The following is a 26985-nucleotide window of genomic DNA, read 5'->3' as shown; positions in this document are numbered from 1 at the left end:
GCGCACAACGCATGCTCTTGCGCATGCCGTTCCCTTATGCGTACGGTGTGCGCAACAGCGGAACGACGTACGCAAACACCCCGGGAGGGACACGAATGGAAACCACACAGGAACACGGGCCACGCCGGTGGCTGATCCTGATCGTGCTGTGCCTGAGCACCTTGGTGCTGGTCGTCGACAACATGGCGCTGACGGTGGCGGTGCCGTCACTGACCACCGACCTCGGCGCCAGCGCCCAGGACATCCAGTGGATCCTCGAGTCGTACATGCTGGTGTTCGCCGGCCTGCTGCTCGCCGCGGGCAGCATGTCGGACCGGTTCGGCAGGCGGAAGGTCATGATCATCGGCCTGGCGCTGTTCGGGATCGCCTCGCTGGTGGCCACGTTCGCCGACAGCCCGGCAGAGCTGATCGCCGCCCGTGTCGCGATGGGCATCGGCGGCGCACTGATCATGCCGAGCACCCTGTCGATCCTGATCACGGTGTTCGACGAGACCGAACGGCCGAAGGCGATGGCCGCGTGGAGCGCGGTGGCCATGCTCGGCCTGGTCGGCGGCCCGATCCTGGGCGGCGCGCTCATCTCGTGGTTCTCGTGGGGCTCGGTCTTCCTCATCAACGTCCCGATCGCCGTCGTCGCCATCGTCGCCGCGCTCGTGCTGATGCCGGAGTCCAAGGGCCCGTGGCTCAGGCCCGACCCGCTCGGCGCGATCCTGTCCGCGGTCGGCATGGTCGCCCTGGTGTGGACGATCAACGACCTGCCGAAGAACGGGCTGTCCCACGCGAGCACCGTCACCGCGCTCGGCATCGCCGTTGTCGCCCTGACGGGGTTCGTGGTCTGGGAGATGCGCACGGAGTCCCCGATGGTTCCGCTCGGCCTGTTCCGCAACCGCAACTTCAGCGGCGGCAGCCTGTCGCTCACGTTGGTTCAGGTCGGCAACGGTGGCCTGCTGCTGGTGCTGACGCAGTACATGCAGTTCGGCCTCGGATACTCGCCGACGAAGGCCGGCATGGCGTTCATCCCCATGGCGCTGGCCTCGCTCGTCTTCAACACCGTCGGCGCCACGTTCGGCCAGAAGATCGGCAACCGGGCCATGGTGGGCCTCGGGCTGACGATCGCGGCGGCCGGCTTCCTCATGCTGTCGATCGCCCCCGACGGCGGACCGGTGATGCTGACCGCGGCCCTGTTCGTGCTCGGCGCGGGCGGTGGCCTCGCGATGCCCGCCGCGATCGCGGCGCTGATGGGCGAGGTACCGCCGGAGCAGGCCGGGGTCGGCTCCGCGCTCAACGACACCATTCAGCAGGCGGGCGCGGCGCTCGGCGTCGCGGTCCTGGGCAGCATCCTGGCCAGCCGCTTCACCGGAGCGATGCCGGATTCCGCACCCGCCGGGGCGAGCCTGTCGATCGGTGAGGCGCTCGGTGTGTCCGCGGCCACCGGCGACGGCGTCCTGGCCGAGACCGCGCGGACCGCCTTCAGCAGCGCCATGTCGACCACCTTCGTCGTCAGCGCCTGCGGTGTCCTGGCTGCCGCGGTCCTGGCGGTGCTGGTGATGCGCGACCGCAAGGCCGACCCCACGGAATCCGGCGCCGAGCAGGCCGGGGCGGCCCCGCCGGACGCGGTCCCCGCGGCGCGCTGACCTCGCCGAGGCCGACCGGAACGAAGTAGGGCCGCCCGAGAAGATCGGGCGGCCCTACGGGTCGACGTCCCACAGGCGCCTCTCGGCGAGTGGTCGCTCGAAGCGACAAAAGGGGTGAGGCCCGGGGCATGTCCGGACGTCGACGAGGGGTTCAACGGGCGGGGGCTCGAGATTGTTCCCCGGCAACGGGGCCGGCCGGTGTCGAGCCCGCGACCTCGCGCCGAACACCCCCGGATACGCGTCCGCCCGGACCGGGTGATCCCGGTCCGGGCGGACGGTCGCGCTGGTGTCAGCTCAGCGCTTTGATCGCCTTCGCGACGCCCTCACCGTAGGCCGGGTCGCAGGCGGTGCAGTTGTCGATGTGCCGCTGCACGACCTGGTCCGAGGCACCGTTGATGGCACGGGCGGTGTTGTCGAACAGCGCCTGCTTCTGCTCGTCGCTCATGTTGTTGAACAACACCCGCGGCTGCGAGAAGTAGTTGTCGTCGTCCGCGCGGTAATCGAAGTGATCCGCGACCGCGCCGACGGCCTGCGCCGGGTCCCGGTACTGCGGCTGCTCCTGCCACTTGCCGTAGCTGTTGGGCTCGTAGTGCAGCGATCCGCCCTGGTTGCCGTCGACCCGCATGGCGCCGTCACGGTGGAAGTTGTGCACCGGGCTCCTGGGCGCGTTGACCGGGATCTGGAAGTTGTTCACTCCGAGGCGGTAACGCTGCGCGTCACCGTAGGAGAACAACCGGCCCTGCAGCATCCGGTCCGGGGAGAAGCTGATGCCGGGCACCACGTGCGCGGGGTTGAACGCGGCCTGCTCGACCTCGGCGAAGTAGTTGTCGGGGTTGCGGTTGAGCTCCCACTCGCCGACCTCGATCAGCGGGTAGTCACCCTTCGGCCAGACCTTCGTGAGATCGAACGGGTGGTACGGGACCTTCGCCGCGTCCGCCTCGGGCATGATCTGCACGCACAGCTTCCACTTCGGGAAGTCACCGGCCTCGATGGCGTCGAACAGGTCGCGCTGGTGGCTCTCTCGGTCACCACCGACGAGCGCGGCGGCCTCCGCGTCGGTGAGGTTCTTGATGCCCTGCTGGACGCGGTGGTGGAACTTCACCCAGAACCGCTCGCCCTCGGCGTTGATGAAGCTGAACGTGTGCGAGCCGAATCCGTGCATGTGCCGGTACGAGGCCGGGATGCCGCGATCGCTCATCACGATCGTCACCTGGTGCAGCGACTCCGGCAGGTTCGTCCAGAAGTCCCAGTTGTTGTTGGCGCTGCGCAGGTTCGTGCGGGGATCGCGCTTGACCGCGTGGTTGAGGTCCGGGAACTTCAGCGGATCGCGGAAGAAGAAGACCGGGGTGTTGTTGCCGACGAGGTCCCAGTTGCCCTCCTCGGTGTAGAACTTGACGGCGAAGCCGCGGATGTCGCGCTCTGCATCGGCCGCGCCGCGTTCTCCCGCCACCGTCGAGAACCGCGCGAACAGCTCCGTCTTCTTGCCGACCTCGGAGAAGATCTTCGCGCTCGTGTACTGGGTGATGTCGTTGGTCACGGTGAACGTGCCGTAGGCGCCGGAGCCCTTGGCGTGCATGCGCCGCTCCGGGATGACCTCGCGGTCGAAGTGGGCGAGCTTCTCGAGGAACCAGACGTCCTGCAACAGCTGCGGCCCACGCGGGCCGGCAGTGGCGACGTTCTGGTTGTCGGGCACCGGTGCGCCGACCGCGGTGGTCAGCTTCTCGTCGGCGCCCTTGGTGTGCTGAGGATCAATGCCATTGCTCATCTAGTGGATCCCTTCCTTACTCGCCGCGCCTTGCGGCATCAGCACGCACTCGGCTGTGGGCCTCGGTCAGAATTGCCAATCCGGTTGGGGTGACCCACCGCGACGTTGGGCTGCGCGGCGTCGGGCTGTGACTCGGTCACCCCGTCCCACTGCAACATCTTTCCCCGAACAAGGCAAGAAAGGGCGGAACGGACGAATTTCGGAGTCGAATCTCTTTGCCCGGTGGTGGAACCCGGCGATGGTCGACCGTCGCTAAGTTTGATTCTCGGCCTCGGGTGTCCGCTCCTCGGCCCCGGCGGCGGCAACCCCGGGCCGCGCAACCACCTCGACGGCGATCAGCGCGAGCAGGGCCAGCAACGCGATCGTGAACACCACCACCCCGGACGGGTAGGTCCAGAAGACCAGCACCGCGACGGCGACCGCGACGATCGCCACCCGCAGCGGGACCCGCAGTCGGGCGGTCCACACCTCGAGCTGGGTCGGTGCCCTGCCCTCCCCCGTCTTCCGGATCTTGTCGACACCCCGGGTGAACCCGCGGCGCACCGCGAGCGCGGAGGTCGACCCTCCGGTCAGGTAGCCGATCAGCGCGACGACGATCCCGGTCAGGAACCAGGCACGCACCATCGTCTTGAGCGGGGCCGCCACCGCGTCCACCACCGCCGCGGCCGCCGCTGGGGACAGCACGTCCGACGGGATCTCGTCGATGTACACCGCGCGGGCGATGTGCAGCGACACGGCCAGCAGCGCCATCGCGATCGCGGCCCCCAGTCCCACCAACGACAGGGCCCGCAGCCGCCTGCCGTGCGGTGCGGCGAACACCGCCCCGATCGCGGCCAGCACCGCGAGCCACGGCAGCCAGGTGGCGGCCTTGTCGAGCGCGTTGACGGCCCTCTGCGCCTTCACGAGGTCGGCGGACTGGAAGATCACGAAGCTCGCGTCGACCTCGGGGATCTTGTCGGCGAAGGCGAACCCGCGCTCGGTGAGGTTCTCCTTGACGGTCTCGAGGATCGCCTTGAGCGGCACGCTCACCGTGCCCTTCTCGTCGATCTCGACCACACCGGTCTCGCCGGTCGCGACCGCGACGAGCTGCTCATGGGCGATCCGGTTCGCGTCGATCCACGCGCTCTCGAACTCGTCGCTGCTCACCAGCGAGTGCACGGTGTCCCGGATGAACCCCTCGGCCTGGCCGGCGATCACGGGGGCCAGGCCGACGACCTGCGGCGGCACCCGCGGCGCGTTCTCGGTCAGTGCCGTGAGCGCCTCCTGCGTCGCCTTCTCGACATCGAGCCTGGTGAAGATCTGGCGCGTCACCTGGTTGGTGATCTCGTCCTGCACGGCGGGGTCGGAGCCGAGCGGCGCCACGGTCGCCACGTACCGGTCGGTGTCGAGGATCTCGCTCCGCGTGAAGCGCGCCAGCACCGAGGTCAGCAGCAGCACGGCGACCAGGACGATCAGGAGGCCGGACGCGGTCCAGCGCAACGCGCCGCCGACCCCGCGGCGCTTGGCGACCTCGGCCTCGGCGACCCGGGCGCGCTCGGTCTCGGCCACCTGGGCGCGCAGGCGGATCAGTTCCGCCCGCTCGTCGGCATCGAGTGGCTTCGCTTCGTCGGACGTCATGTGAAAAGCATGCGGCCTCGGGTGGCGATTCGACAGCGCCGATCCGCAATCTCACCCGCACCGGATGAGGAGAAAACAATCGCGGCGTCCCCGACCCTCGGGGTCCGGGACGCCGCGAGCAACGACGAACGGTTAGGGCTCGACCCGGGTCGAGTTGGTGTCGGCGTTGGCGTTGGCGTCGGCGAGCAGGTTCCGGATCTCGGTCAGCAGCTCGATGTCCGTGGCCTCCTTCTCCTGCTCGGTCATGAAACGCTCCTTGACCGAGTTGAACGGGACGATCAGCACGAAGTACACGACCGACGCGATGAGCACGAAGTTGATGACGGAGCTCAGGACGGCACCGAGATTCACGAAGGTCTCGGGGCTGTCGGTGATCTGGAAGCCGAATCCCATCTCGTTCGAACCGCCCAGCGACGCGACGAGCGGGTTCACGATGTTCTCGGTGAACGAGGTCACGATCGCGGTGAAGGCGGCGCCGACCACGACTGCGACGGCGAGGTCCAACACATTGCCCCGCAGGAGGAACTCCTTGAATCCCTTGAGCACTTGATGGTCCTTTCATTGAAAAATCGACTCGACTATCACGGAACGATATAGGTCGGCAGAGCACCGTACACGAATCCGCACCCCATCTCACCCTGAGCGGATGACGCGGACCACCGTTTCCGGGACCTACCGTGAGCGCCATGTCCAATCACCACAACCGGCAGGAGACGGCCGTCAAGACCGTCGCGATCATCTCGCTCGTCGCGATCGTCCTCACCGCGGCACCGATCCTCGTCGCGCTGATCTTCTGATCCCCCACCCGATCACCACGTCACCGAAGGAACCCATGGACGACAAGACCCCCGGGGGCTGGGGCGTATTCGCCGGCCTCATCCTGATCATGATCGGCACCTTCAACGCCATCGCCGGCATCGTCGCGCTTGCCTCACCCTCCCGGCTCTTCCTCGGCGAGGAGAAGCTGGTCATCCTCGACTACGACCGGTGGGGGTGGGTGCTCATCGTGTGGGGCGTCCTGCTCGTGGTCGGCGGTGGCGCGTTGCTGGCCGGCGCCACCTGGGCCCGCGTCTTCGGCGTGACCCTCGCGCTGCTGAACGCCATCGGTCAGCTGACGTGGATCGGCACCCAGCCGTGGCTGTCGATCCTGCTGATCGCCCTGAACGTCGGCGTCATCTGGGGCCTCACCGCGGGCTGGCCGGCCAACCGCGCGACCGCACCGAACTCCCCCGCCTGATCGAGAACTCCCCGTCCGCCGTCTGTCCCGATCGGGGACGGGCGGCGGACGTCGTTCTTTCACCCGACCCGGATGAGGGCGCCTGCCCGGTTGTCGCGTTGACTTGACCACCGTGAAGTCGTCGAAACTCTCGGTCAGCCTGGCCAAGGAGGCCCTGGCCGTCCAGAAGCAGACCGCCAGGGGTTGGCTGAAGCGGACGTCGGCCGGGCGGACGGTGGCCCGCGTGATCAAGGGCATCATCGACATCGAGCTGGCCGACCGCTCGATGACCCTCGCCGCGCAGGAGTTCACCTCGGTGCTGCCCGTCATCATCGCGGTCGGCACCATCGGGAACCTGGACGCGGTCGGCGACACCCTCTACGAGCAGCTCGGGCTCGATCCGTCGGGCCTGGACCTCTCCACGATCACGGCAGGAAGCCTGGAGTCGAACACGCCGACCTTCGCCACCTTCGGCGTCATCGGCATGCTGATGGTGATTCTCGGCGGCACCTCCTTCGCCCGGGCGCTGGGCAGGCTGTACGGCCGGGTGTGGAACATCCCGACACTGACCATCCGCGGCAGCTGGCGCTGGGTGGCTGTGCTGATGGCGGTCGCTTCCTCCATCGCGTTGCTCGGGGTGGCACGGAACCTGGCGGGCATCGACTGGGTGGGACCGCCGCTGGCGTTCGGCAGCGAGCTGATCATCTGGTTCGCGCTGTGGTCGGCGGTGCCGTACCTGCTCACCGAGGGCAGGCTCGCCGGCCGGGTGCTGTGGGCCACCGCCGCGATGACCGCCGCCGGGCTGGCCCTGCTGCGCATCGCGGGCCGGATCTACCTGCCGCTGGCGGGCGAGTCGGCGCAGGAGAAGTTCGGCGCGCTCGGCCTGGTGTTCACCGCGATCACGTGGATGTTCGTCATGTCGGGCGTCGTGGTCGCCGCTGCGACCACGATCAAGGCACTGGCCCTGGACGAGGGCTGGATCGGCCGCCTGCTCCGCGGCCCGGTCCCACCTCTACCAAACGGTGAGGGGAACCTTCAGCCGGTTAGACCGGTTGAAGGTTCCCCTCACCAGGAGACGGCGTAGCGACGGTCAGCCGACGAGCAGCTCCGCGATCTGAATGGTGTTGAGAGCGGCACCCTTACGCAGGTTGTCGCCGGAGACGAACAGCGCGAGGCCGCGTCCCCCGGGCACACCCGGATCCTGACGGATGCGGCCGACCAGCGACGGATCGCTGCCCGCCGCCTGCAGCGGGGTGGGCACATCGACGAGCTGCACGCCGGGCGCCTGGGCGAGCAGCTCCTTGGCACGCTCGACCGACAGCGGGTTCCCGAACTCGGCGTTGATCGACAGCGAGTGGCCGGTGAACACCGGGACGCGCACACAGGTGCCGCTGACGAGCAGGTCGGGCAGGCCGAGGATCTTGCGGCTCTCGTTGCGGAGCTTCTGGTCCTCGTCGGTCTCGCCGCTGCCGTCCTCGACCAGCGAGCCGGCCAGCGGGATCACGTCGAACGCGATCGGGGCGACGTACTTGGTCGGCTCCGGGAACTGCACGGCACCGCCGTCGTGCACCAGCTTCTCGACGTCGTCGATCACCGCGCGCGCCTGCGTCGCCAGCTCCTCGACTCCGGCCAGGCCGCTGCCCGACACCGCCTGGTAGCTGCTGATGATCAGCCGCTGCAGGCCTGCCTCGTCGTGCAGCACCTTGAGCACCGGCATCGCCGCCATCGTGGTGCAGTTCGGGTTGGCGATGATGCCCTTCGGCGGGTTCTTCGCCTCCTCCGGATTGACCTCGCTGACCACGAGCGGGACCTCGGGGTCCTTGCGCCACGCGGAAGAGTTGTCGATCACGGTGGCACCCGCCGCCGCGAACCGCGGGGCCTGGACACGGGACAGCGTCGCACCCGCCGAGAACAGCGCGATGTCGATGCCCGCGAGGTCCTCGTCGGGGGTGCCCGCGGCGTCCTCGACCACGATCTCCTCGCCACGGAACGGCAGCTTCGTGCCGGCCGAGCGGGCCGACGCGAAGAACCGCACCTTGTCGGCGGGGAAGTTGCGCTCCGCGAGGAGCGCGCGCATGACGGCGCCGACCTGACCGGTCGCGCCGACCACAGCAACAGTTGTCATCTCTAGCGCCCCGTTCCCGCGTGGACGACGGCCTCTTCGTCGCCGCCCAGATCGAATGCCTTGTGGATTGCACGCACCGCGTCGTCGAGATCGTCGTCCGCGACCAGCACCGAGATGCGGATCTCCGAGGTCGAGATCAGGTCGATGTTGATGCCGGCCTCGGCGAGCGCCTCGCAGAAGGTGGCGGTGACGCCCGGGTGGCTCTTCATGCCCGCTCCGACCAGCGACACCTTGCCGATGCGCTCGTCGGAGAGGATCTGGGTGAACCCGATCTCGCCCTGCAGCTCCGTCAGCTTCTCCACCGCGGCGGGCACGTCGGTCTTCGGCAGCGTGAAGGTGATGTCGGTCTTGCCGGTCTCCACCTTCGAGATGTTCTGCAGCACCATGTCGATGTTGATCTCGGTCTCGGCGACCGCGCGGAAGACCTTTGCCGCGTAGCCCGGCACGTCGGGCAGCCCGACGACGGTGACCTTGGCCTCGCTGCGGTCGTGCGCGACGCCGGTGAGGATGGCTTCTTCCACGGGGATGTCCTCCATCGATCCGGACACCATGGTGCCGGGCTTGGTGGTGTACGAGGAACGAACGTGCACGGGCACGTTGTAACGGCGGGCGTACTCGACGCACCGCAGCATGAGCACCTTCGCGCCGCACGCGGCCATCTCGAGCATCTCCTCGAAGGAGACGGTGTCGAGCCGCTGGGCGTCGGGCACGATCCGCGGATCCGCGGTGAAGATGCCGTCGACGTCGGTGTAGATCTCGCAGACGTCGGCCTTCAGCGCGGCCGCCAGCGCGACGGCGGTGGTGTCGGACCCGCCGCGGCCGAGCGTGGTGACGTCCTTGCTGTCCTGACTGACGCCCTGGAAGCCGGCGACCAGGACGATCGAACCGCGATCGAGCGCGTCGCGGACGCGGCCCGGGGTCACGTCGATGATCTTCGCGTTGCCGTGCGCGCCGGTGGTGATGACCCCGGCCTGCGAACCGGTGAACGAGCGGGCCTCCTCGCCGAGGCCGTGGATCGCCATCGCGACCAGCGAGTTCGAGATCCGCTCGCCCGAGGTCAGCAGCATGTCCATCTCGCGCGCCGGCGGACCCGCCGGGCACACCTGCTGGGCCAGGTCGAGCAGCTCGTCGGTGGTGTCACCCATCGCCGAGACCACGACGACCACGTCGTTGCCTGCGCGTTTGGTCTCCACGATCCGTTCGGCGACGCGTCGGATGCGCTCGGCGGATGCCACCGAGGATCCGCCGTACTTCTGCACGACGAGCGCCACGCCAATCAACCTCCGGATCTGGGAACGGGTAACGAAGTCCAGCTGGCAATCCTACCGACGACCCCGGGCGTGCCCGCAGTCAGCCGGACGATTCGGCTGACGCCGGCGCCGCGGGCGCCGCGCGAGCCCACCTGGACCCGCTGCGCAGGCCCTTTCGTGGTGGCACAGTAGCCGCGTGGACCTTCCCAAGCGAACCAGGATGCTGCCGATGGAGGAGCGATCCTCCGTCTCGCCGCTCGAGCTGTTCTTCGACCTCGTCTTCGTCTTCGCACTGACCGGTGTCACGGCCCTGATGGCGGACGACACCTCGGCACGCAATCTGGTCCGCGCCGTGCTGGTGATGGCGGTGCTGTGGTGGTGCTGGATCGGCTATACCTGGCTGGCCAACGTGGTGCGCGCCGACGAGGGGTTCGCTCGGGTCGCGATGTTCTTCGCGATGGGCTCGATGTTCATCATCGCGCTCACCATCCCCGAGGCGTTCGACGACCTGTCCGGCGGCCTCTCCGGACCGGTGGTGTTCGCCGTCGGCTACTTCTTCGTCCGGCTGATGCACCTGGCCACGTTCTGGCTGGCCAGTGCCGACGACCCGCAGCTGCGCGGTCAGCTGCTGCGTTTCGTCCCGTCGATGGCCGCGGGCACCACCCTGCTGCTGATCGCCTCCCAGCTCACCGGAACCGCGCAGACCCTGATGTGGGTGGCCGCCCTGGTCGGCGACTACCTGGGCACCCTGCTCGGCGGCGCGGGCTGGCGGCTGAAGTCGGCGAGCCATTTCGCCGAGCGGTACGGGCTGATCATCATCGTCGCGCTCGGCGAGTCGATCGTCTCCATCGGAATCGGGGTGGCCGCCCTGCCCATCACCTGGCCGATCGTCGTCGGGTCGATTCTCGGCCTGGCGGTCAGCGGGCTGCTCTGGTGGGCGTACTTCGACACCACCAGTCTCGCGGCCGAACGCGCGTTCTCCGCGGCCACCGGGGAGACACAGGTCAGGCTCGCGCGGGGCGGGTACACCTTCCTGCACCTGCCGATGGTGATGGGCATCGTGTTGATCTCGCTCGGACTGAAGAAGGTGCTGAACTACGTCGGGGACGGCAGCCATCACACCCTCACCGACCCCCTGTACGGCATCCCTCTGGTGGCGCTCTTCGGCGGTGCCGCGCTCTTCCTGTTCGGGCTGGCCGGGTTCAAGGTGTACGTGACCGGAGCGATGGGGCCCGTCAACGCCGGACGGATCGCGACGGGGGTGGTGATCGTGGCATTGATCCCGCTGGCATGGCACCTGCCGGCATTGGCCTCGCTCGGGCTGCTCACCGCGGTGCTGCTGGCGCTCATCGTCATCGAGACGGTGCGCTTCGCCGAGCACCGCGACGAGATCCGGCACGGCGTCCACTAACCGATCGCGGACGTTGTCGCACCCGCACGGCAGACTGGGCGCCGTGCGAATCGTGTTGGTGCCGGGGCCCGAGCAGACCCTCGCGATCCGGACGGACGACCGCGGGCACGCGATGGGCGAACCGCTTCCCTTCCCCGACGCATCCGCCGCGGTACGCGCCCTCGAACCGGACGGCCATCCTCGGTGGGTCTGGGCCGACACCGCGGCCGTCTATCCCGCGGTGTTGCGTGACGGCCTACGGGTGCAGCGCTGCCACGACCTCGCGCTGACCGGCGCGCTGTTGAGCGTGCGGGCGAGCGAGCCTGCCGTCGCGCCGCAGCCTCCGATCGACGAACGGCCAGGCCTGTTCGACGCGGCACCGCCCCTCGACCCCGCGGCGGTGGTCGCCGACCACGACGCGCAGCTCACGCTGATCGGCGACGATCCGCGGCTGCGCCTGCTGGTCGCCGCCGAGTCGGCGGGCGCCCTCGCCGCAGCCGAGATGAGTCACCACGGGCTGCCGTTCTCCGCCCGGGCACATCTCGATCTCCTCGAACGCACCCTGGGTCCACGCACCACCGGAGATGCTGTGCCGCAGCGAATCCGGGAGATCACCGAGATGATCGGCGCGGCGTTCGGGCGACGGGTCAACCCCGCATCCCACGTCGAGTTGGTCGAGGCGTTCGCCCGCGACGGGATCGAGCTCAGTTCCACCCGGGCCTATCTCCTGCGCGACGTCGACCATCCCGCGATCGAGCCGCTCCTGCACTACAGGGACCTGGCCAAGCTGCACGCGGCCAACGGTTGGGCCTGGCTCGACACCTGGGTCCGCGGCGACAGGTTCCGGCCGGTGTACGTGCCGGGCGGGGTGGTGTCCGGCCGTTGGGCAAGCCGCGGCGGCGGTGCCCTCCAGATTCCGAAGGCGTTGCGCAGCAGCGTGATCGCCGATCGCGGCCACACCCTCGTCATCGCCGACGCCGGCCAGCTCGAGCCGCGCATCCTGGCCGCGATGTCCGGCGACCCGCTCATGGTCGCCGCGGCGGGCGCCGACGACCTGTACGCACCGGTGGCCGCCGAGGTGTTCGCAGGCGACCGGGACAAGGCGAAGGTCGCAATCCTCGGAGTGCTGTACGGCGCCACCGCCGGGGAGTCGCGGGCGCTACTCAACTTGCTGCGCAAGCGTTTTCCGGTTGCGGTGCAGTTCGTCGAGGACGCGGCGCGGGCGGGGGAACGCGGCGAGGTGGTGCATTCCTGGCTGGGCCGGGCCTGCCCGCCGCCCGACGAGCACTGGTGGTCGAGCGGCGACGCGCACGCCCGCGGCCGGTTCACCCGGAACTTCGTGGTGCAGGCGACGGCCGCCGAGTGGGCCCTGTGCCTGCTGGCCGAGCTCAGGCGACGGCTCGAGGACGTCGATGGCGCGGAATTGGTGTTCTTCCAGCACGACGAGGTGGTCGTGCACTGCCGCGATCCCGAGACCGCGACCGAGCACGTGCTGGCCGCGACCGAGGCGGCCACCCGACTCCTGTTCGGCGAGACGAAGGTGCGCTTTCCCATGGATGTCGCGGTGCGGGACTGTTACGCCGAGCCGCCGAACACCTGAAGGGTCTCGGTGTGGTCCGCGCGCCGACGGATGCCCCGGGGCGAGGCACCCGTGATGTCTCGAACCGCACGACTGAACTGACTCAGGCCGACGAAACCGCTCCGGAGTGCAACCTGACTGATGGTGAGGTGCGCGGCGGCCGGATCGGTGAGCAGCGCGACCCCCCAGCGGACACGGCGTCTGCGGATGAGTTCGTAAACCGAGTGCTCCTCCGTCTCGAACAGTTTCTGCAGGTATCGGGGGCTGACGTTGATACTCGAGGCGACCTGAGCGATAGTCAGGGTCGGATCGGTGAAGTTGCTCTCGACGAATTCCCTTGCCCGCGCACGGTTTCGGATCCCGATCTCGTCCCGCACCTGTGCCTCGCCGGACGACTGGAGGATCACCGCCAGGCACAGGTCGAGGATCCCGCGCTCGATCAGCGCCGCCTCGGCTGATCCCGGGGCACACAGGTCGGTCGCGGCGAACTCCTCGATCGCCCCGGCTATCGCGTCACCGAGCGCGGACGCGGGCACCGCAGCACCCACGAGGGTTCGCGCATCGACGGATCGGGCGGCCAGCAGGTCGTGCGGCAGGTAGACGAAGACGTAGTCGCCCCGATGGGAGAGCTCGACCTCGAAGGCGGCAGCGAAGTCGACAAACGTGATCTGTCCCGCGCCCGCGCAACTGGCGGTGCGGTTCTGTCGAATCCTGATCTCTCCCGTCCGCACGCAGACCATGGACAGGTACGCGCTGTGGTCGTCCGCGAGCCGGTCCGGTGTGCGAATCCCCGAAACAGCCGAGGTACGAAGCCTGTTCACCCGGATCGACCCGAAGTCTGCCGTGCGCATCACGGCACGGAAGCGGTCGGGGTTGATCGCCACCATATCGGCCGCAGCCGACAGGGTCTCGAGTCCCTCCGCACCGCACAACCGCACGCCGTCGTTGAAACGTCGAGTCAACGATGCGGCCTGCGGAAGAGGCTTTCCGGTCATTCGTACCCCTGTCCACCCCCGACAAAGGAACCTTCACTGCGGTGAAGACTACAGCGCGAGCGGACCGGACGGTCTCGTACGGCCGGGATTCACCAGGCCGCGGTCGCCGCCGACCGAATCGAACTCCGCTCGGCGACCTCATCGAGCACGTGAGCCACCCAATCGGCGCCGACGGCGCCGGGTTCCACCGCCCGGACGATGAGCTCCGCAAGCCTCGACGGGACCCGGGACAGCTGTGCCAGGTCCCCGGCGCCCGACCGGTCCCCGGTGGTCAACGTGGACAGCGCCACGCCCAACCCGCGAACGTCGCAGGCCCTGTCCGAGTCCGGGAGTGGCCCCGGAAAAGCGAGGAACACATCCCCGTCCCTGCTCACCCGGAGCCGGTCCGGGTCGTCGAGGGCCAGGACGCTGCCGATCTCGTGCGCCCGGCAGACCGTGTGCGCCAGTGGCCTGATCGCGGAGGCGGCGGCAACGGCCGACGGACGACCCTCCATGACCTCGGCGAGCGAGCAGCTCGGCACCCATTCGGTGACAACTGCCCCTGCCGATTCCGCATCGACCATGTCGACGATCCGTGCCACGGCAGAAGTACGGATCCCGCACATCCACACCGTCCGGGCGAAGACCTCGTCGGTGTCGACCTGCTGGTTCGTGTCGGCCCCGAGGAGGGTCAGCCCGACCTCACGGCCGGTCACCAGATCGAGTCCACGCCAGAACTCCACCGACGGCGCCGTCCCACAGCACGAGAGCAGGCGATACCGCCCGACCGCGAACGTACTTCCCGGCATCCGGCCCGACGGGGCCACACATCCGGTGACGGTGGGCCTGGCAGGGGCGGGCGGGGTTGCCGCCACGATGGGCAGCCGCTCGGTGTCAGCGCGCATAGACCGGCATTCGGCCCGGCGATTGAGTGACAACCAATGTCATCGGTGCATCCTCACACAACGCCGGAAAGTAAACGCCCCCAAAAACCACTGGATTTCGGGCCCGGAAATCGTCCGCTCCACCCGACGACGGCGACCGATCCCGAACGCGCAGGTAGGACCGGCCCGACACCTCCGACGGCCGTATTCGACACCGGGGCCCGGGCGCGAATCGTCGAAACCTCGTGCGCGAATCGCGCGGTCCGGCGCACCACCCCGACGCCGGAACCCTCACCGATCACCCCGCTCCCGCCGCGGATGCCGCTGCAGCAGCTGGAACAGCCCGACCACCAGGAACAGCACGCCCGCCGAGCAGCGCCGCCACCCCGATCGTGCTGTACACCAGCAGGAACGCGCCGCCGAAGCTCAACGCGTTGCGGATTGCCGTTTCACCCGCGAAGCATGAGACGCGGCCCGGCAGTCCGGGTTTGACTGTGTGTCGTCGAGCGAAAGGACCGCCATGGTCGACACCACGGCCCTGACCGAGCTGTACAAGGACCTGCACGCCCACCCGGAGTTGTCCTTCCACGAGACCAGGACCGCGGGCATCGTCGCGAACCGGCTTCGGGCGCTGGGGTTCGAGACCGCCAGCGGCGTCGGCGGCACCGGGGTCGTGGGGACACTGCGCCGCGGCGACGGCCCCATCGTGTTGCTGCGCGCCGACATGGATGCGCTGCCGGTCGCGGAGGAGACCGGGCTGCCATATGCCAGCACCGCACGAGGTAGTGATCCCGACGGCGCCGACGTCCCGGTGGCGCACGCGTGCGGCCACGACATGCACATCGTGTGCCTGCTCGGTGCGCTGGAGGAGCTGGCGGGCGACCGGTCCGGCTGGCGCGGAACGATTCTCGCGGTGTTCCAGCCGGCCGAGGAACTCGGTGGCGGCGCGCAAGCCATGGTCGACGACGGCCTGTTCGCGCGGTTCGGCACCCCGGACGTGGTGCTGGGGCAGCACGTCGCCCCGTTTCCGGCCGGCATGCTCGCCGTTCGGCCCGGACCCGCATTCGCCGCCACGGACGCATTGAGAATCAGGATGTTCGGCAAGGGCGGTCACGGCTCGCGGCCGGAGACCACGATCGACCCGGTGGTGATGGCCGCCTCGACGGTGCTGCGGTTGCAGACCGTTGTGTCCCGGACCGTGGCCGCCACCGACACCGTCGTGCTGACGGTCGGCTCGTTGCAGGCGGGCACCAAGGACAACATCATCCCCGACGAGGCCGTCCTCAAGGTCAACATCCGCACCTACGACCAGGCGGTGCGCACCAAGGTGCTCGACGCGGTCACCCGCATCGTCGACGCGGAGGCCGCCGCGGCGGGCGCGACCCGCCCGCCGGAGATCACCCCGATCGACAGCTTCCCGGTCCTGGTCAACGAGCCGGCCGCCGTCGAGCGCACCGCCGCCGCGTTCCGGTCCCGTTTCGGCGACGATCGCGTCGTCGACCCGGGCCTGGTGACGGGCAGCGAGGACGTCGGCGTCTTCGCGACCGCGTCCGGGGCGCCGTGCTGCTATTGGCTTTTCGGTGGCGCGGATCCGGAGACCTTCATGCGAGCGGCCGCGGCCGGGACCACCGACCGGGACATCCCGTCGAACCACTCCCCACGCTTCGCGCCGGTCCTCGAGCCGACCCTCACCGTCGGTGTCGAGGCGTTGGTCGCGGCGGCACGGGAGTGGCTGAACTGAGGCGTACGCGGATTCGCTAGGGCGTGTCTCCTAGGTCGAGGACCAGACGCCGAGTTCGTTGCCGCTCGGGTCCGTGAAATGGAAGCGCCGCCCGCCGGGGAAGCCGTAGGGGCCGTTGACGACGGTGCCACCGGCCGCGCGCACGGCGTCCACCGACGCGTCGAGGTCGACCGAGTACAGCAGCACGAACGGTCCGCCGGCGGGCCGGCGTTCGGACACCTGCAGCAGGCCCCCGACCTCGTCTCCCTCCGCGCCGAGGATGCCCGCGTACTGCGGGCCGTACTCGGTGAACTCCCAGCCGAATGCCGAGCGGTAGAAGGCCATGGATTCTGTGAGATCCGTGACCGACAACTCCACGTAGTTCAGTCGATGATGATCCTTGTCGGAGGGTGACATACCGAAACCCTAGACGAGCGGCTCCGCCACGGTGGTGCGGTTACGGAGTCTCCGGGCTCCGTAACCGCACCACTGCGCGAAGCGCATCGTCCACAGTGGCGAAGATCCGCCCCGACTCCTCGAACCGGCGCCCGGCCTCGGTCTTGAGCGTGGTCTCGAGCTCACGCTGCGGTAGGTCCGCGAAGTAGATCGTGACGCCGCGGGCGGACAGCTCCTGGTCGAGATCCCGTACGTGGTGCATGACCGTCGTGGTGACCTTCCAGGCCCGCGAGCAGTCCAGTACCACGGCCTTCGCGTCCACGGCCTCGGCCCGTTCCCGGATCGCGGTGATATTCGCCAGCACGTTCGCCGTGTACAGCGCCGAATTGATCCGCAGCACAAGCGGATCGGCTGGCGCCGACGGCGCATCCTCCTCGCCGCCGATCCACCGGCCGTCCGATCCCCGGCTCAGCTGCACCACGTGCGGCCGGTTCAGTTCCCGCAGCACCAGGTACAGCGTGAACAGGACACCGACCGCCACCGCGGGCAGCAGGCCCGCCGTGAGCCCGATCAGCGCCGTCGTCACGGCCACCCAGAACTCGGCGCGGTTGATCCGCCAGAACCGGGCGAACACCTTCAGATCCACCAGACCCAGTGTCGCGACGACCACCATCGCCCCGAGGGTGGCCTGCGGCAGATCGCTGAGGACCGGGGCGAGGAACAGCGCCACGAGCACGGCCAGCAGCGCGGTCACCACCCCGGTCAGCTGGGTTCGCGCACCCGCGCGTAGCGCCACCGCGGTCTGCGAGAAGCCCCCCGCCGGTGGCAGCGTATGGAAGAACGCCCCCGCCACCGCGGCCGCGCCGTTCGCGAGCATCTCCTGGTTGCTGTCGATCTGCGCCTCACCCTGTCGGCGCACACCGCGGGCCACCGACACTGTTTCCAGGAACGCCATCGCCGCGATCGCCAGCGCGCCCGGAATCAGCGCGCCCACGTCCTCGAGCGACGGTATGCCGGGCAACGGAATCCCCTGCGGCACCTCGGCGATCAGCTCGACACCCCGCCCCTGCAGACCGGTGAACGCGACCAGGGCGATACCGACGGCGACGACCACCAACGGCCCCGGAACCCGCGGCACCGCCTTCGCCATCGCATACAGCGCACCGATCGACCCGGCCGCGAGCAGCACCGTCGCGAGGTTCGCGTCCCCGATCTGCCGCACCGCCGACCACAGCACGCGGAAGAACCCGGTCGCGTCCGGGTCGGACGGCACCCCGAGCAGCTTGGGGAGCTGGCCGACTGCGACCGTCAGCCCGACGCCCGCCTTGATCCCGGACAGCGTTGCCTCGCTGATGTTCTCGATGATCGCGCCGAGCTTCAGCGCCCGCGCGAGCAGGAGGATCACCCCGACCAACAGGGTCAACGTCATCAAAGACGACTGTGCGTCCTCGGAGCCGGCCGCGATCCCGGCACCGATCATCGTCGACGCGGTGAGGATGGCGATCGTCGACGTTGTGCTGACGCTGATCGTCCGGGATCCGCCGAGCATCGCGTACACGACCATCGGCACCATGCAGGTGTACAGCCCGATCTGCACCGGCATGTTCGCGATGGTCGCGTACGCCATCGCCTGCGGGATCACGACGGCCCCCGCACTGAGGCCGGCGACGACGTCGGCCCGCAGCCAGCGCTTCTGGTACCCGACCAGTGTCGGTGCGAGGACGGTCACCCGGCGGCCTACGAGGTTCCGTCCGGGAACACGGCCGCCCAGTCGTCGCGCATGCTCACCGTCGTCCAGCCCCGGTCCGCCGCGATCGTGAGGGCGGTCTCGGCGCCCGTGTCGTAGGCGAACTCCCGCTCGGCGTCGTCGTGGTGCACGAGCAGGCGCAGCGCGTCGTCGCGGGCGAACTCGAACATCGGCACATCACCGTTCGAGTTCCCGCCCACCAGAAGCGGTTTGCGGCCGATCCGGCTCCACACCCGCACGGGCTTCTCGGGACCGTCGTCGAAGAACCCCATCTCGGGGGCGTACCGAACGGCCCCGCCGGAGTAGCTCAGGCCCAGGCTGCTGCCGATGACCCGCTCGCGCGGGATACCGTACAGCTCGTCGCCCGCAGGGCGCATGAAGTCCCGGTCGCCGCCCGACGCAATGTAGGTGGTGAACCCGTGCGCCTCCAGGTATCGGAGCAACTCCACCATCGGCGCGAACACGCACCGGGCGAACGGCAGCCCCAGCGACGGGTGCGTCCCGGTGTCGAGGAACGCCTTCGCCTCCTGGGTGTACGCCTCGACCTCCTGTCCGGCGGAGGCCTCCACCACGGCGGCCATCAGCGTCCTCATATCGGTGTCGTCGCCCTCGTAGTGCTTGTCGACGGCGGCCGACAGCCAGCCGAAGTCCTTGTCCACCACCGCCTTGAACGGTTGACGAGAGGCCAGGCCCGGATCGGCCGCCGCCATCTTCGCCCACAGCGCGAAGACGAACTGCATCTGGATCTGCACCGGCTTCTCGGTCCAGAGCGTGCCGTCGTTGTCGAACACCGCGACCCGCTCGGAGGCCGGGATCTCCCGCGCCTCGACGCGAGCCACGAAGTCGACGATCGCCCGGCGGGTCGCGGTGTCCCGCCATGTGATGAGACCTGTCATCGCACACCCTCCACATCTGCCAACGCTGCACTCACGGTCGGGTACACCCCGACATGCTTCCCGTCCGGGGCCGCGCGTGTGAGCGTGTCCCGGAACTGCCCGATGTCGCGGGCGACCCGCAGCTCGATCCCTCTGCGCCCCAGGATGTCCCGCAGCTGCGAAAGCATCTGCGCGGCGCTGACGTCGACGAAGGGCGAGGTTTCCGCGTCCAGCACCACCACCCGGGTGGTGCCGGTGCACAGGTCCTCGATGGACTCCTTGACGTGATCCGCGTTCGCGAAGAACAGCCCCGCCTCCACCCGCACCACCACCACGTCCGGTCGGGTTTCCAGGTCCGGGTGTCGCTCGGCATCGACCCACAGCGAGCCCTCCTTCGCCAGCGGGGCGACGTGTGGGCGTGAGGCCCGATAGAGCAGCAGGAGCATGGAGACACCGATGCCGATCACCAGGCCGGGCAGCGTGTCGAACAGCAGCACACCCATCATGGCCGCGAGGGCCGCCGCGAAGTCCGCGCGGGCCGCGGGACCGTAGATGCTGCCGAGTCGCTCGGTCCACACCCCGTAGAGCCGCTTCATCGCGGACACGTCGACCAGCTCGATGACCGCGGCGATGACGACGGCGGCAAGCGTGGCCTCGGGGAGGTTCTCGAACAACCCGGTGAGGAAGAGCAGCGTGACCACCGTGAGTGCCGCGACGACCAGGCCGCTGATCTGAGACTTGGCCCCCGCACCCCCGTTCACCGCCGTCTTCGAGAGACTGCCGTTGACGACCATCCCCGACGCGAGACCCGATCCGAAGTTGGCCGCCCCCAGTCCCAGCAGCTCGCGGTTCGCGTCCACCTCGTAACCCGCCTTCGCCGCGTACGTCTTCGCCGCGCCCAGACCCTCCGCGAAGCCGATGAGCAGCACGCCGACGGCCGGCCCCAGCAGGTCCACGTAGTCGTCGAACCCGACTCCGCCGGGCAGACCGATCGAGGGCAGCCCGGAGTCGATGTGCCCGACGATCTCGACGCCCTTGTCGTCCAGTCCGAACGCCGCGACCGCCGCGATGCCGAGCAGCACGGCGAGCAGCGATCCCGGGACCAGCGGCAACCATCGTTTGAGCCCGAGCACGACCGCAAGGCTGAGCAGGCCGACGGTCAGTGTCCGCCAGTCGGTGTCGCCGAGGTGCCGGACGAAGCCCCAGGCCTGCTCGAAAAAGTTGCCCTCGGACTTGTCGACCCCGAACAGCTTGGGGACCTGGCCGATGATGATGGTCAGCGCGAGGCCGACGATGAAGCCCTTGAGCACCGGCTCGGAGATGAACGACGCGATGAATCCGAGCCGGATCAGGCCCGCCAACAGTCCGACGATGCCGGTCGCGATGGCCAGCACCGCCGACAGCGCGATGTACTTGCCGCCGTCGGCGCCCGCGATCGGCGCGATGATGGCCGCCGAGAGCGCCGCCGTCGCGGACATCGGCCCGACCACCAGGTGCCGCGAACTACCCACCGCCGCATACAGGATCAGCGACGGGATCGCGGCATAGAGCCCGACGACCGGCGGCACCCCGGCGATGGTCGCGTAGGCGAGCGCCTCCGGCACCAGGACCGCCCAGACCGTGAGGCCCGCGATGACGTCGGGCCGGATCCACTTCTTCTGATAGCCCTGCAGGGAGCCGAACAGCAGCCGATGCCCGCGCTTGTTCTCCGTGGTGTTCACTCCTGCCGGCCCCTTTCGCCACAGTCTCCCCATGGTCTGGCAATCGATCCGCGACCGCTTCACCTCAAGAGGGTGAGGCGTGGGCGAGCAGTCGAGGCGACCATCGGTGGTACGGACATTCCGACGGGAAATGGAGCGATCAGTGACCAAGGAATTCAAGGGCAGCATCAACCTCGACGTCCGAGACTCGGTGTCCGACTGGGATGCATTCCTCCCGGACAAGGCACCGAAGGGCGCCCCGAACGTACTGGTCGTGCTCTACGACGACACCGGTCAGGCATCCTGGTCGCCCTACGGGGGACGCATCAACATGCCGACGATGGACCGGCTCGCGGAGAACGGACTGACCTACTCGCAGTGGCACACCACCGCGCTGTGCTCGCCGACCCGCTCGACCTTCCTCACCGGACGCAACCACCACCTCAACGGGTTCGCGACGATCTCCGAGTCCTCCACGGGTTTCCCCGGCTACAACTCGCACATCCCGCCGTCGAACGCGACGATGGCGAACGTGCTGCGGGACGCCGGCTGGGCGACGTTCTGGGTGGGCAAGAACCACAACGTCCCGATCGACGAGTGGACCGCGGGGGCGTCGAAGAAGAACTGGCCGCTCGCGCAGGGGTACGACCGCTTCTACGGCTTCATCGGCGGCGAGACCAACAACTGGTATCCCTCGCTCGCCGAGGACAACCACTACATCGACCAGCCCTACACGCCGGAGGAGGGCTACCACCTCTCCAAGGACCTCGCGGACCAGGCGCTGAAGATGATCCGCGACGTCAAGCAGACCGAGCCGGAGAAGCCCTGGTACTTGTGGTTCTGCCCCGGCGCGAACCACGCACCGCACCACGCGCCCGAGGAGTACATCGCCAAGTACAAGGGCATGTTCGACGACGGCTACGAGGCCTACCGCGAATGGGTGCTGGGTCGCATGGTCGAGAAGGGCATCTTCCCCGAGGACACCGATCTCACCCCGCTGAACCCGATGCCCGACGGCACCTTCTCCCCAAGCGACGAGGTCCGCCCCTGGGCCGAGCTGAACGACGAAGAGAAGGCCATGTTCAGCCGCATGGCCGAGGTGTTCGCCGGGTTCTCCGAGTACACCGACGCCCAGGTCGGCCGGATCGTCGACTACCTCGAGGAGTCGGGCCAGCTCGACAACACCCTGATCATCTACTGCGCCGACAACGGTGCCTCCGGCGAGGGCAGTCCGAACGGCTCGGTGAACGAGGGCAAGATCTTCGGCGGCTACCCCGACGACGAGACCGAGAACCTCCGCATGGTCGACAAGCTCGGCAGCCCCGACACCTACAACCATTACCCGACCGGGTGGGCGGCGGCATTCTCCACGCCGTACAAGATGTTCAAGCGCTACACCTATCAGGGCGGCATCGCCGACCCGTTGGTCATCCACTGGCCGGCCGGTATGAAGGCTCGCGGCGAGGTGCGCCACCAGTACCACCACTCGACCGACATCGTGCCGACGATCCTCGAGGCGTGCGGCGTCGAGTTCCCCGACACCTACCACGGCGTCGAGCAGACCCCGCTGTCCGGCGTCTCGATGAAGTACTCCTTCGACGCCCCAGCCGAGGGGCCGACCGCGAAACAGACCCAGTACTACGAGATGTTCGGCCAGCGCGGGCTGTGGCACCGGGGCTGGAAGGCTGTCTCGATTCACGGCCCGATCTCAGGTAAGGGCAACTTCGACCAGGACGAGTGGGAGCTGTACCACACCGACGCCGACCGCGCCGAGGCCCACAACCTGGCCGGCGAGCACCCGGACAAGCTCGAGGAACTCAAGGCGCTGTGGATGGAGGAGGCGAAGGTCAACAATGTGCTGCCGCTCAACGACCTCCAGATCCTGGGCAACCCCAAGGACTTCGAGACGTTCGTCGCGATGGAGTTCCACCAGCCGGCACCTCCGAGCGGCCAATACGTGTACTACCCCGGCACCTCCGAGGTACCCGAGCGGTCCGCGGCCAACACCCACGGCGTGTCGTACAAGATCCTCGCCGAGGTCGACCTCACTCCGGACTCGCGGGGCGTGATCTTCGCGCAAGGCTCCCGGTTCGGCGGGCACTCGCTGTTCATCAAGGACGGCACTGTCACCTATGCCTACAACTTCCTCGGCATCCCGCCCGAGGACCGTATCTCCGCCCCGGTGCCGACCTCGGGCAAGCACATCATCGGCGTCGAGTTCACGAAGGAGGGCATGGGACCCAACCGGGAAGGCCTCGGACCGCTGAAGCTGTACATCGACGACAAGCAGGTCGGCGAGCAGAAGATCCGGACCATCCTCGGCCACTACACCCTCTGCGGCGAGGGCCTGTGCATCGGCTACGACAGCGCCGATCCGGTGTCGAGCGCCTACCCGGAGCCGCGCTTCGAGTTCCGGGGTGGCGAGATCCAGAAGGTCGTCTTCGACATTGCCGACGATGCGTACGTCGACGTCGAGGCACACCTCGCGGCCGCCATGTCCCGCGACTGACTGATCACAGCCCCACTCGGCCCTCCCGCCACCCCGGCGGGAGGGCCGGCTGCTGTCCGGATCTCGCGGCCCAGGAAACAGACCCTTGTCAGGGCGACCGATTGCCCCTACGGTCACCCGGTAGTGAATAACCGTATCTAGCGATACGAATATTCACATTCGTCTCGAATGCACGTGGGTCGGGGAAGTCAACGCAACGAATCCAACAGCAATGGAGGCACTGTGCAAGGAACCCGCGGGGCAAGACGGGCGCTCGTCGCCCTCTCCTCACTGCTCATCGCCCTGACCGTCACCCTCGGCGGCGGCGCCGCGACGGCCCAGCCGACCTGGGGCCCGCTCGCCCCGCCGAACCCACACCTCGGCCCGATGGGCACCTCGACCATGCACGGCGACGCCGGTTCCTCGGACGCCACCCCGCTTGCGGGACCCGGGACCGGACATGTCGCCGTGGGCTCGATCCCGCTGGCGTCGGCGTGCCCGACTCTGCTGGAGGGGTCGGACGGGCTGATTCTCGCGCTGTGCACCCCGATCGTCGGCCAGGTGCCGACCGTGCACCTGATCGACCCGTCCCTCCTCCCGCTCACCGACGGCGTGCTACCCATCGCGGCGTCCGTCGCCCAACTGCAGCTACCCAAGGGCAGCCTGCTCGGCGGCGTCTACGCGTTCCTCGACAACGCCAACCGACTGGTGGCCGTCGACGGCGACCGCCGCCTGGTGCGCGTGCAGCACGAACGGACGGCGCTGGGCACCTGGCGGCTGTTCGTCGATCAGTCCGTCGACCTCACCGGCGCGATCCCCTCGGGTGACAACGTCACCGGCCTGGCCCCCGACTGGCAGGGCAACGTCTGGTTCGCGACCGGCGCCGGGCGGGTCGGACGCGTGGACACCGGCGGTGTCACGAAGACCCTGCAGCTGCCCGCGGGCGAGCAGGTGCAGAACAGCATCTCCACCGCGACCACCGGGACCGCGGTCGCGACCACCCATGCGCTGTACCAGCTCAGCGCGGCACCGGACGGCACCCCGAAGGTCGACTGGCGGGCCCCCTACGACCGCGGCAGCGCCCGGAACCCTGGCCAGCTGAGCTGGGGAACCGGCTCCACCCCAACCTATTTCGGCCCTACCACCGGTGCCGACTACCTGGCCATCGTCGACAGCGCCGACACCCAGGTCTCCCTCCTGGTCTACCGCGTCTCCACCGGCGACCTCGTCTGTTCGCAGCCGGTCCTCGCCTCGGGCGGCCCGGGCAGCGAGAATTCGCCCGTCGGCATCGGCAACTCGGTGTTCGTCGCCAGCACCTACGGTTACCCCTACCCGGCCGTGCCGGAGGGCGCCGGGCCCGCCGTCCCCGCGTCCGCGCCGTTCACCGGCGGCATGACCCGGGTCGACCTCGATGGCACCGGCTGCCACACCGTGTGGGACAAGAAGATTCGCAGCGCGGCGGTCCCACACCTGTCCACCGCTGACGGCAAGCTCTACACGGTGATCCGCCAGGGCCTCGACCTGACGACGCCGCTGGACGGGTTCGCCTACGCGGTGATCGACCCGCAGACGGGATCGGTGCTCAAGACGCAGGGCATGCCGGGGACGTCCGCCAACGACACCCTGCAGATGTCCGCGCTGATCACCTCGCGCGGCGAGTTCTACCAGGGCACGATCAGCGGCGTGGTGCGCGTGCGCGCCTGGTGATGCGATCGGGCGTGGTGGCGCCACCAGCGGCGCCACCACGCTGCCCACATCGGCGTGGGTCAGGCCCCCGCCTCCATGGCGTCGAGCAGGGGCTGACCGATGACGCCCATGGTGGCGGACGCACCGCCGAGCGCCCATCCCCCGTCGGCAGCCAGGACCACACCCGACACGTAGTCGGCGAGCGGGGACGCCAGGAACCGGCACACGTTGGCGACATCGCGGGGGGTGCCGTACCGGCGCAGCGGAACACTGTTCGTGACCAGCGCGCGGTCGGCCTCGGTGGGCGCCAGGCGCGCCATGCCCTCGGTCCCGTCGATCGGCCCCGGGATCACGCCGTTCACCCGCACCCCGGCCGGACCCCACTCGAGGGCGAGCACCTTGGTGAGCATGTCGACGCCGGCCTTGGCCGCGCACACGTGCGCCTGCGTCACCGTCGGGAGCACCGACTGTGGCGCGGAGATGTTGATGACCGAGGCGCCCGGCTTGCGCAGGAACGGGTACGCGGCGCGCAGGACGTTGAAGGTGCCGAGCAGGTCGATGTCGACGACCGACTTGAATCCGTTGGCCGAGAGTCCCAGCGCCGCGGCGGGAAAGTTGCCCGCGGCTCCCGAGACCATCACGTCGAAGTCGCCGAACCGGTCGTGGGCGTCCTTGAGCACCGCCTCGGTCGCGGCGAAGTCCCGGACGTCGGCGCTGCCGCCGGTGGCCTCGGCGCCGAGCGCGGTCAGCCGCTCGATCGCGGCGTCGACCTTCTCCTGCCTGCGGCTCATGACCGCAACCCGGGCGCCGGCGCGGGCGAAGTCCTCGGCGATGCCGAGGTTGATCCCGCTGGTCCCGCCCGCGACGAACACGGTTTTGCCGGTGAGATCGATGGACTGAACGAATTCGGTGGCCATGCCAACTCCCTCGATGGTGAAATAATCAGTACAGCGAATGGTTTCTGTCGCGGACCATACTGGATGCCGACCACGGGGCCGGGACGCGGGCCCCCTATGATCGTCATTTCCAACCGTCCCGGAACCGGAGGTGCCGACTCGTGGCCGAGCCCTTGGTCCCCGACGCCGCGGCCCGCCACACGGGTTGCCTGCTGATGAAGCTCGGGCAGGTGATGTTCCGCCTCAGCGAGGACAGACTCACCGGCCTCGGACTGCGAACCCGGCATTACCTGATCCTGCAGGCGCTGGCCGAGGCGGGCGCTCGCTCGCAGCTCGAGCTCGGGAACCAACTGCGCATCGACCCCACGACGATGGTCTCCTCCATCGACCACCTGGAGAGGCTGGGCCTGGCGACCCGGACCCGCGATCCACAGGACCGCAGGCGCTTCCTGATCGCGATCACCGACGAGGGCAGGAGCGCCGCCACCGAATCCGACAGGTTGCTGGCATCGCTCAACGAGGAGACGCTCGCCGACCTCGATTCCGCAATGCGCGACGACCTGCACCGGCTGCTGCTGGCGCTCAACGCCGGCGACACGCTGCCGCGGGCATACGACGCCACCCGCGACGTCCAGCGCTGAAGCGCTGAGACGACGGCCCCGATGTCCTAGGGCGCGTCCGGGTGCTCGCGCGCCGCGGCGAACACCTTGTACAACACGATCTGCTCGTTCGCGAACGTGACGGTCGTCGCGGGGCTCCCGCCCTCGGTCCTGGGCACCAGGTGCAAGGGGATCGCCGGGCTGAACCGGAACACGTAGTCCCGCATCTCCTCTCGCGCGGGGTCGTCGAGTCCGCCGCCGATGACGACGAGGTCGACCTTCCCCTCGACCAGGGTCTGCCTGATCAGGACCCGGTCGTTGGTCGCGACCACGTCCCGGCCGAATCGTCGCAACTCCTCGGCCAGGACATCCAGGGTGGACTGGAGCCTGCCGATGAGTAGAAGCCTCGGTTCCGCCATCTCCGCCTTCTTTCCAGGATCGGATCCG

General features: G+C 68.9%; 22 protein-coding genes. 9 read left to right on the top strand and 13 right to left on the bottom strand.

The genetic code is table 11. From position 1 onward, the window contains the following. Window positions 1–95 precede the first annotated feature (95 nt). Window positions 96–1631, top strand: coding sequence for an MFS transporter (locus tag ACFQS9_RS25245; RefSeq protein WP_378409293.1), 1536 nt, complete (start codon window positions 96–98; stop codon window positions 1629–1631). A gap of 289 nt (window positions 1632–1920) precedes the next feature. On the opposite strand, the gene ACFQS9_RS25240 is transcribed toward ACFQS9_RS25245, so the two are convergent. The 3 genes from ACFQS9_RS25240 to mscL form a co-directional block, all read right to left on the bottom strand. Then, window positions 1921–3396: a catalase gene (locus tag ACFQS9_RS25240; RefSeq protein ID WP_378409292.1), complete on the bottom strand. Its 1476-nt coding sequence runs from the start codon at window positions 3394–3396 to the stop codon at window positions 1921–1923. Between the two features lie 252 nt (window positions 3397–3648). Further along, entirely contained in the window at window positions 3649–5013 is a 1365-nt protein-coding gene (locus tag ACFQS9_RS25235) for a hypothetical protein (protein ID WP_378409291.1), read from the bottom strand. Between the two features lie 132 nt (window positions 5014–5145). Beyond that, complete coding sequence (gene mscL / locus ACFQS9_RS25230; RefSeq protein WP_378409290.1) at window positions 5146–5559, bottom strand: large-conductance mechanosensitive channel protein MscL; 414 nt, start codon at window positions 5557–5559, stop codon at window positions 5146–5148. A 286-nt stretch (window positions 5560–5845) separates the two neighbouring features. Here mscL and ACFQS9_RS25225 point away from each other — a divergent pair, with 286 nt between their 5' ends. Together ACFQS9_RS25225 and ACFQS9_RS25220 are read left to right on the top strand one after the other, a co-directional pair. Continuing rightward, window positions 5846–6250, top strand: a complete 405-nt coding sequence (locus tag ACFQS9_RS25225; RefSeq protein ID WP_378409289.1) for a DUF7144 family membrane protein — start codon at window positions 5846–5848, stop codon at window positions 6248–6250. Between the two features lie 112 nt (window positions 6251–6362). Next, window positions 6363–7313 (top strand): hypothetical protein, encoded by a 951-nt coding sequence (locus ACFQS9_RS25220; protein ID WP_378409495.1) that lies wholly within the window; start codon window positions 6363–6365, stop codon window positions 7311–7313. A gap of 6 nt (window positions 7314–7319) precedes the next feature. On the opposite strand, the gene ACFQS9_RS25215 is transcribed toward ACFQS9_RS25220, so the two are convergent. Together ACFQS9_RS25215 and ACFQS9_RS25210 are read right to left on the bottom strand one after the other, a co-directional pair. Further along, window positions 7320–8354 carry an aspartate-semialdehyde dehydrogenase gene (locus ACFQS9_RS25215; protein ID WP_378409288.1) on the bottom strand — a complete coding sequence of 345 codons (1035 nt, stop codon included), beginning with the start codon at window positions 8352–8354 and terminating at the stop codon, window positions 7320–7322. Window positions 8355–8356: 2 nt separating this feature from the next. Beyond that, a complete protein-coding gene (locus tag ACFQS9_RS25210; RefSeq protein ID WP_378409287.1) occupies window positions 8357–9625 on the bottom strand; it encodes an aspartate kinase in 1269 nt (422 codons plus the stop codon). A 208-nt stretch (window positions 9626–9833) separates the two neighbouring features. On the opposite strand from ACFQS9_RS25210, the gene ACFQS9_RS25205 reads away from it, so the two are divergent. Together ACFQS9_RS25205 and ACFQS9_RS25200 are read left to right on the top strand one after the other, a co-directional pair. Then, window positions 9834–11015, top strand: coding sequence for a low temperature requirement protein A (locus ACFQS9_RS25205; RefSeq protein WP_378409494.1), 1182 nt, complete (start codon window positions 9834–9836; stop codon window positions 11013–11015). Window positions 11016–11127: 112 nt separating this feature from the next. Beyond that, window positions 11128–12594 (top strand): bifunctional 3'-5' exonuclease/DNA polymerase, encoded by a 1467-nt coding sequence (locus tag ACFQS9_RS25200; RefSeq protein ID WP_378409493.1) that lies wholly within the window; start codon window positions 11128–11130, stop codon window positions 12592–12594. Here the strand turns inward: ACFQS9_RS25200 and ACFQS9_RS25195 are convergent. Together ACFQS9_RS25195 and ACFQS9_RS25190 are read right to left on the bottom strand one after the other, a co-directional pair. Next, window positions 12570–13568, bottom strand: coding sequence for a helix-turn-helix domain-containing protein (locus ACFQS9_RS25195; RefSeq protein ID WP_378409286.1), 999 nt, complete (start codon window positions 13566–13568; stop codon window positions 12570–12572). The two genes, ACFQS9_RS25200 and ACFQS9_RS25195, sit on opposite strands and share 25 nt — an antisense overlap. Before the next feature lie 89 nt (window positions 13569–13657). Continuing rightward, window positions 13658–14452: a protein kinase family protein gene (locus ACFQS9_RS25190; protein WP_378409285.1), complete on the bottom strand. Its 795-nt coding sequence runs from the start codon at window positions 14450–14452 to the stop codon at window positions 13658–13660. A gap of 499 nt (window positions 14453–14951) precedes the next feature. Between ACFQS9_RS25190 and ACFQS9_RS25185 the strand changes: the two genes are divergently transcribed. Beyond that, window positions 14952–16172, top strand: coding sequence for an amidohydrolase (locus ACFQS9_RS25185; RefSeq protein ID WP_378409284.1), 1221 nt, complete (start codon window positions 14952–14954; stop codon window positions 16170–16172). A gap of 30 nt (window positions 16173–16202) precedes the next feature. Here ACFQS9_RS25185 and ACFQS9_RS25180 read toward each other — a convergent pair whose 3' ends face one another. From ACFQS9_RS25180 to ACFQS9_RS25165, 4 genes are read right to left on the bottom strand one after another with little or no spacing between them, the layout of a single operon-like run. Next, window positions 16203–16568, bottom strand: coding sequence for a VOC family protein (locus ACFQS9_RS25180; RefSeq protein WP_378409283.1), 366 nt, complete (start codon window positions 16566–16568; stop codon window positions 16203–16205). 40 nt (window positions 16569–16608) lie between these two features. Continuing rightward, window positions 16609–18276: a SulP family inorganic anion transporter gene (locus ACFQS9_RS25175; RefSeq protein ID WP_378409282.1), complete on the bottom strand. Its 1668-nt coding sequence runs from the start codon at window positions 18274–18276 to the stop codon at window positions 16609–16611. 8 nt (window positions 18277–18284) lie between these two features. Beyond that, window positions 18285–19190 (bottom strand): HAD family hydrolase, encoded by a 906-nt coding sequence (locus ACFQS9_RS25170; protein WP_378409281.1) that lies wholly within the window; start codon window positions 19188–19190, stop codon window positions 18285–18287. Beyond that, window positions 19187–20854, bottom strand: coding sequence for a SulP family inorganic anion transporter (locus tag ACFQS9_RS25165; protein WP_378409492.1), 1668 nt, complete (start codon window positions 20852–20854; stop codon window positions 19187–19189). Before ACFQS9_RS25165 ends, ACFQS9_RS25170 begins: the two co-directional genes overlap by 4 nt. Before the next feature lie 166 nt (window positions 20855–21020). Here ACFQS9_RS25165 and ACFQS9_RS25160 point away from each other — a divergent pair, with 166 nt between their 5' ends. Both ACFQS9_RS25160 and ACFQS9_RS25155 read left to right on the top strand, forming a co-directional pair. Further along, complete coding sequence (locus ACFQS9_RS25160; protein WP_378409280.1) at window positions 21021–23378, top strand: arylsulfatase; 2358 nt, start codon at window positions 21021–21023, stop codon at window positions 23376–23378. A 222-nt stretch (window positions 23379–23600) separates the two neighbouring features. Continuing rightward, a complete protein-coding gene (locus ACFQS9_RS25155) occupies window positions 23601–25064 on the top strand; it encodes a hypothetical protein (protein WP_378409279.1) in 1464 nt (487 codons plus the stop codon). 59 nt (window positions 25065–25123) lie between these two features. Here the strand turns inward: ACFQS9_RS25155 and ACFQS9_RS25150 are convergent, their stop codons facing one another. Further along, window positions 25124–25960 carry an SDR family oxidoreductase gene (locus tag ACFQS9_RS25150; RefSeq protein WP_378409278.1) on the bottom strand — a complete coding sequence of 279 codons (837 nt, stop codon included), beginning with the start codon at window positions 25958–25960 and terminating at the stop codon, window positions 25124–25126. A gap of 140 nt (window positions 25961–26100) precedes the next feature. Between ACFQS9_RS25150 and ACFQS9_RS25145 the strand changes: the two genes are divergently transcribed. Beyond that, complete coding sequence (locus ACFQS9_RS25145) at window positions 26101–26580, top strand: MarR family winged helix-turn-helix transcriptional regulator (RefSeq protein WP_378409277.1); 480 nt, start codon at window positions 26101–26103, stop codon at window positions 26578–26580. Between the two features lie 26 nt (window positions 26581–26606). On the opposite strand, the gene ACFQS9_RS25140 is transcribed toward ACFQS9_RS25145, so the two are convergent. Next, on the bottom strand, window positions 26607–26957 hold the full coding sequence (locus ACFQS9_RS25140) for a hypothetical protein (RefSeq protein ID WP_378409276.1): 351 nt from the start codon (window positions 26955–26957) through the stop codon (window positions 26607–26609). Window positions 26958–26985: the final 28 nt, after the last annotated feature.

Source organism: Rhodococcus daqingensis (genome assembly GCF_042665615.1).
In the GTDB taxonomy this organism is placed as follows: domain Bacteria; phylum Actinomycetota; class Actinomycetes; order Mycobacteriales; family Mycobacteriaceae; genus Rhodococcus_G; species Rhodococcus_G daqingensis.
This window is presented reverse-complemented; position numbering and strand designations above follow the sequence as displayed.

Excerpts from the sequence above, each read along its gene's own strand:
- ACFQS9_RS25185 (WP_378409284.1), top strand. The coding sequence starts at position 14,952 with ATGGTCGACACCACGGCCCTGACCGAGCTGTACAAGGACCTGCACGCC.
- ACFQS9_RS25170 (WP_378409281.1), bottom strand. The coding sequence starts at position 19,190 with ATGACAGGTCTCATCACATGGCGGGACACCGCGACCCGCCGGGCGATC.
- ACFQS9_RS25150 (WP_378409278.1), bottom strand. The coding sequence starts at position 25,960 with ATGGCCACCGAATTCGTTCAGTCCATCGATCTCACCGGCAAAACCGTG.
- ACFQS9_RS25180 (WP_378409283.1), bottom strand. The coding sequence starts at position 16,568 with ATGTCACCCTCCGACAAGGATCATCATCGACTGAACTACGTGGAGTTG.
- ACFQS9_RS25235 (WP_378409291.1), bottom strand. The coding sequence starts at position 5,013 with ATGACGTCCGACGAAGCGAAGCCACTCGATGCCGACGAGCGGGCGGAA.
- ACFQS9_RS25205 (WP_378409494.1), top strand. The coding sequence starts at position 9,834 with ATGGAGGAGCGATCCTCCGTCTCGCCGCTCGAGCTGTTCTTCGACCTC.
- ACFQS9_RS25140 (WP_378409276.1), bottom strand. The coding sequence starts at position 26,957 with ATGGCGGAACCGAGGCTTCTACTCATCGGCAGGCTCCAGTCCACCCTG.
- ACFQS9_RS25200 (WP_378409493.1), top strand. The coding sequence starts at position 11,128 with ATGGGCGAACCGCTTCCCTTCCCCGACGCATCCGCCGCGGTACGCGCC.
- ACFQS9_RS25245 (WP_378409293.1), top strand. The coding sequence starts at position 96 with ATGGAAACCACACAGGAACACGGGCCACGCCGGTGGCTGATCCTGATC.
- ACFQS9_RS25225 (WP_378409289.1), top strand. The coding sequence starts at position 5,846 with ATGGACGACAAGACCCCCGGGGGCTGGGGCGTATTCGCCGGCCTCATC.
- ACFQS9_RS25195 (WP_378409286.1), bottom strand. The coding sequence starts at position 13,568 with ATGACCGGAAAGCCTCTTCCGCAGGCCGCATCGTTGACTCGACGTTTC.
- ACFQS9_RS25160 (WP_378409280.1), top strand. The coding sequence starts at position 21,021 with ATGGAGCGATCAGTGACCAAGGAATTCAAGGGCAGCATCAACCTCGAC.
- ACFQS9_RS25240 (WP_378409292.1), bottom strand. The coding sequence starts at position 3,396 with ATGAGCAATGGCATTGATCCTCAGCACACCAAGGGCGCCGACGAGAAG.
- ACFQS9_RS25190 (WP_378409285.1), bottom strand. The coding sequence starts at position 14,452 with ATGCGCGCTGACACCGAGCGGCTGCCCATCGTGGCGGCAACCCCGCCC.
- ACFQS9_RS25215 (WP_378409288.1), bottom strand. The coding sequence starts at position 8,354 with ATGACAACTGTTGCTGTGGTCGGCGCGACCGGTCAGGTCGGCGCCGTC.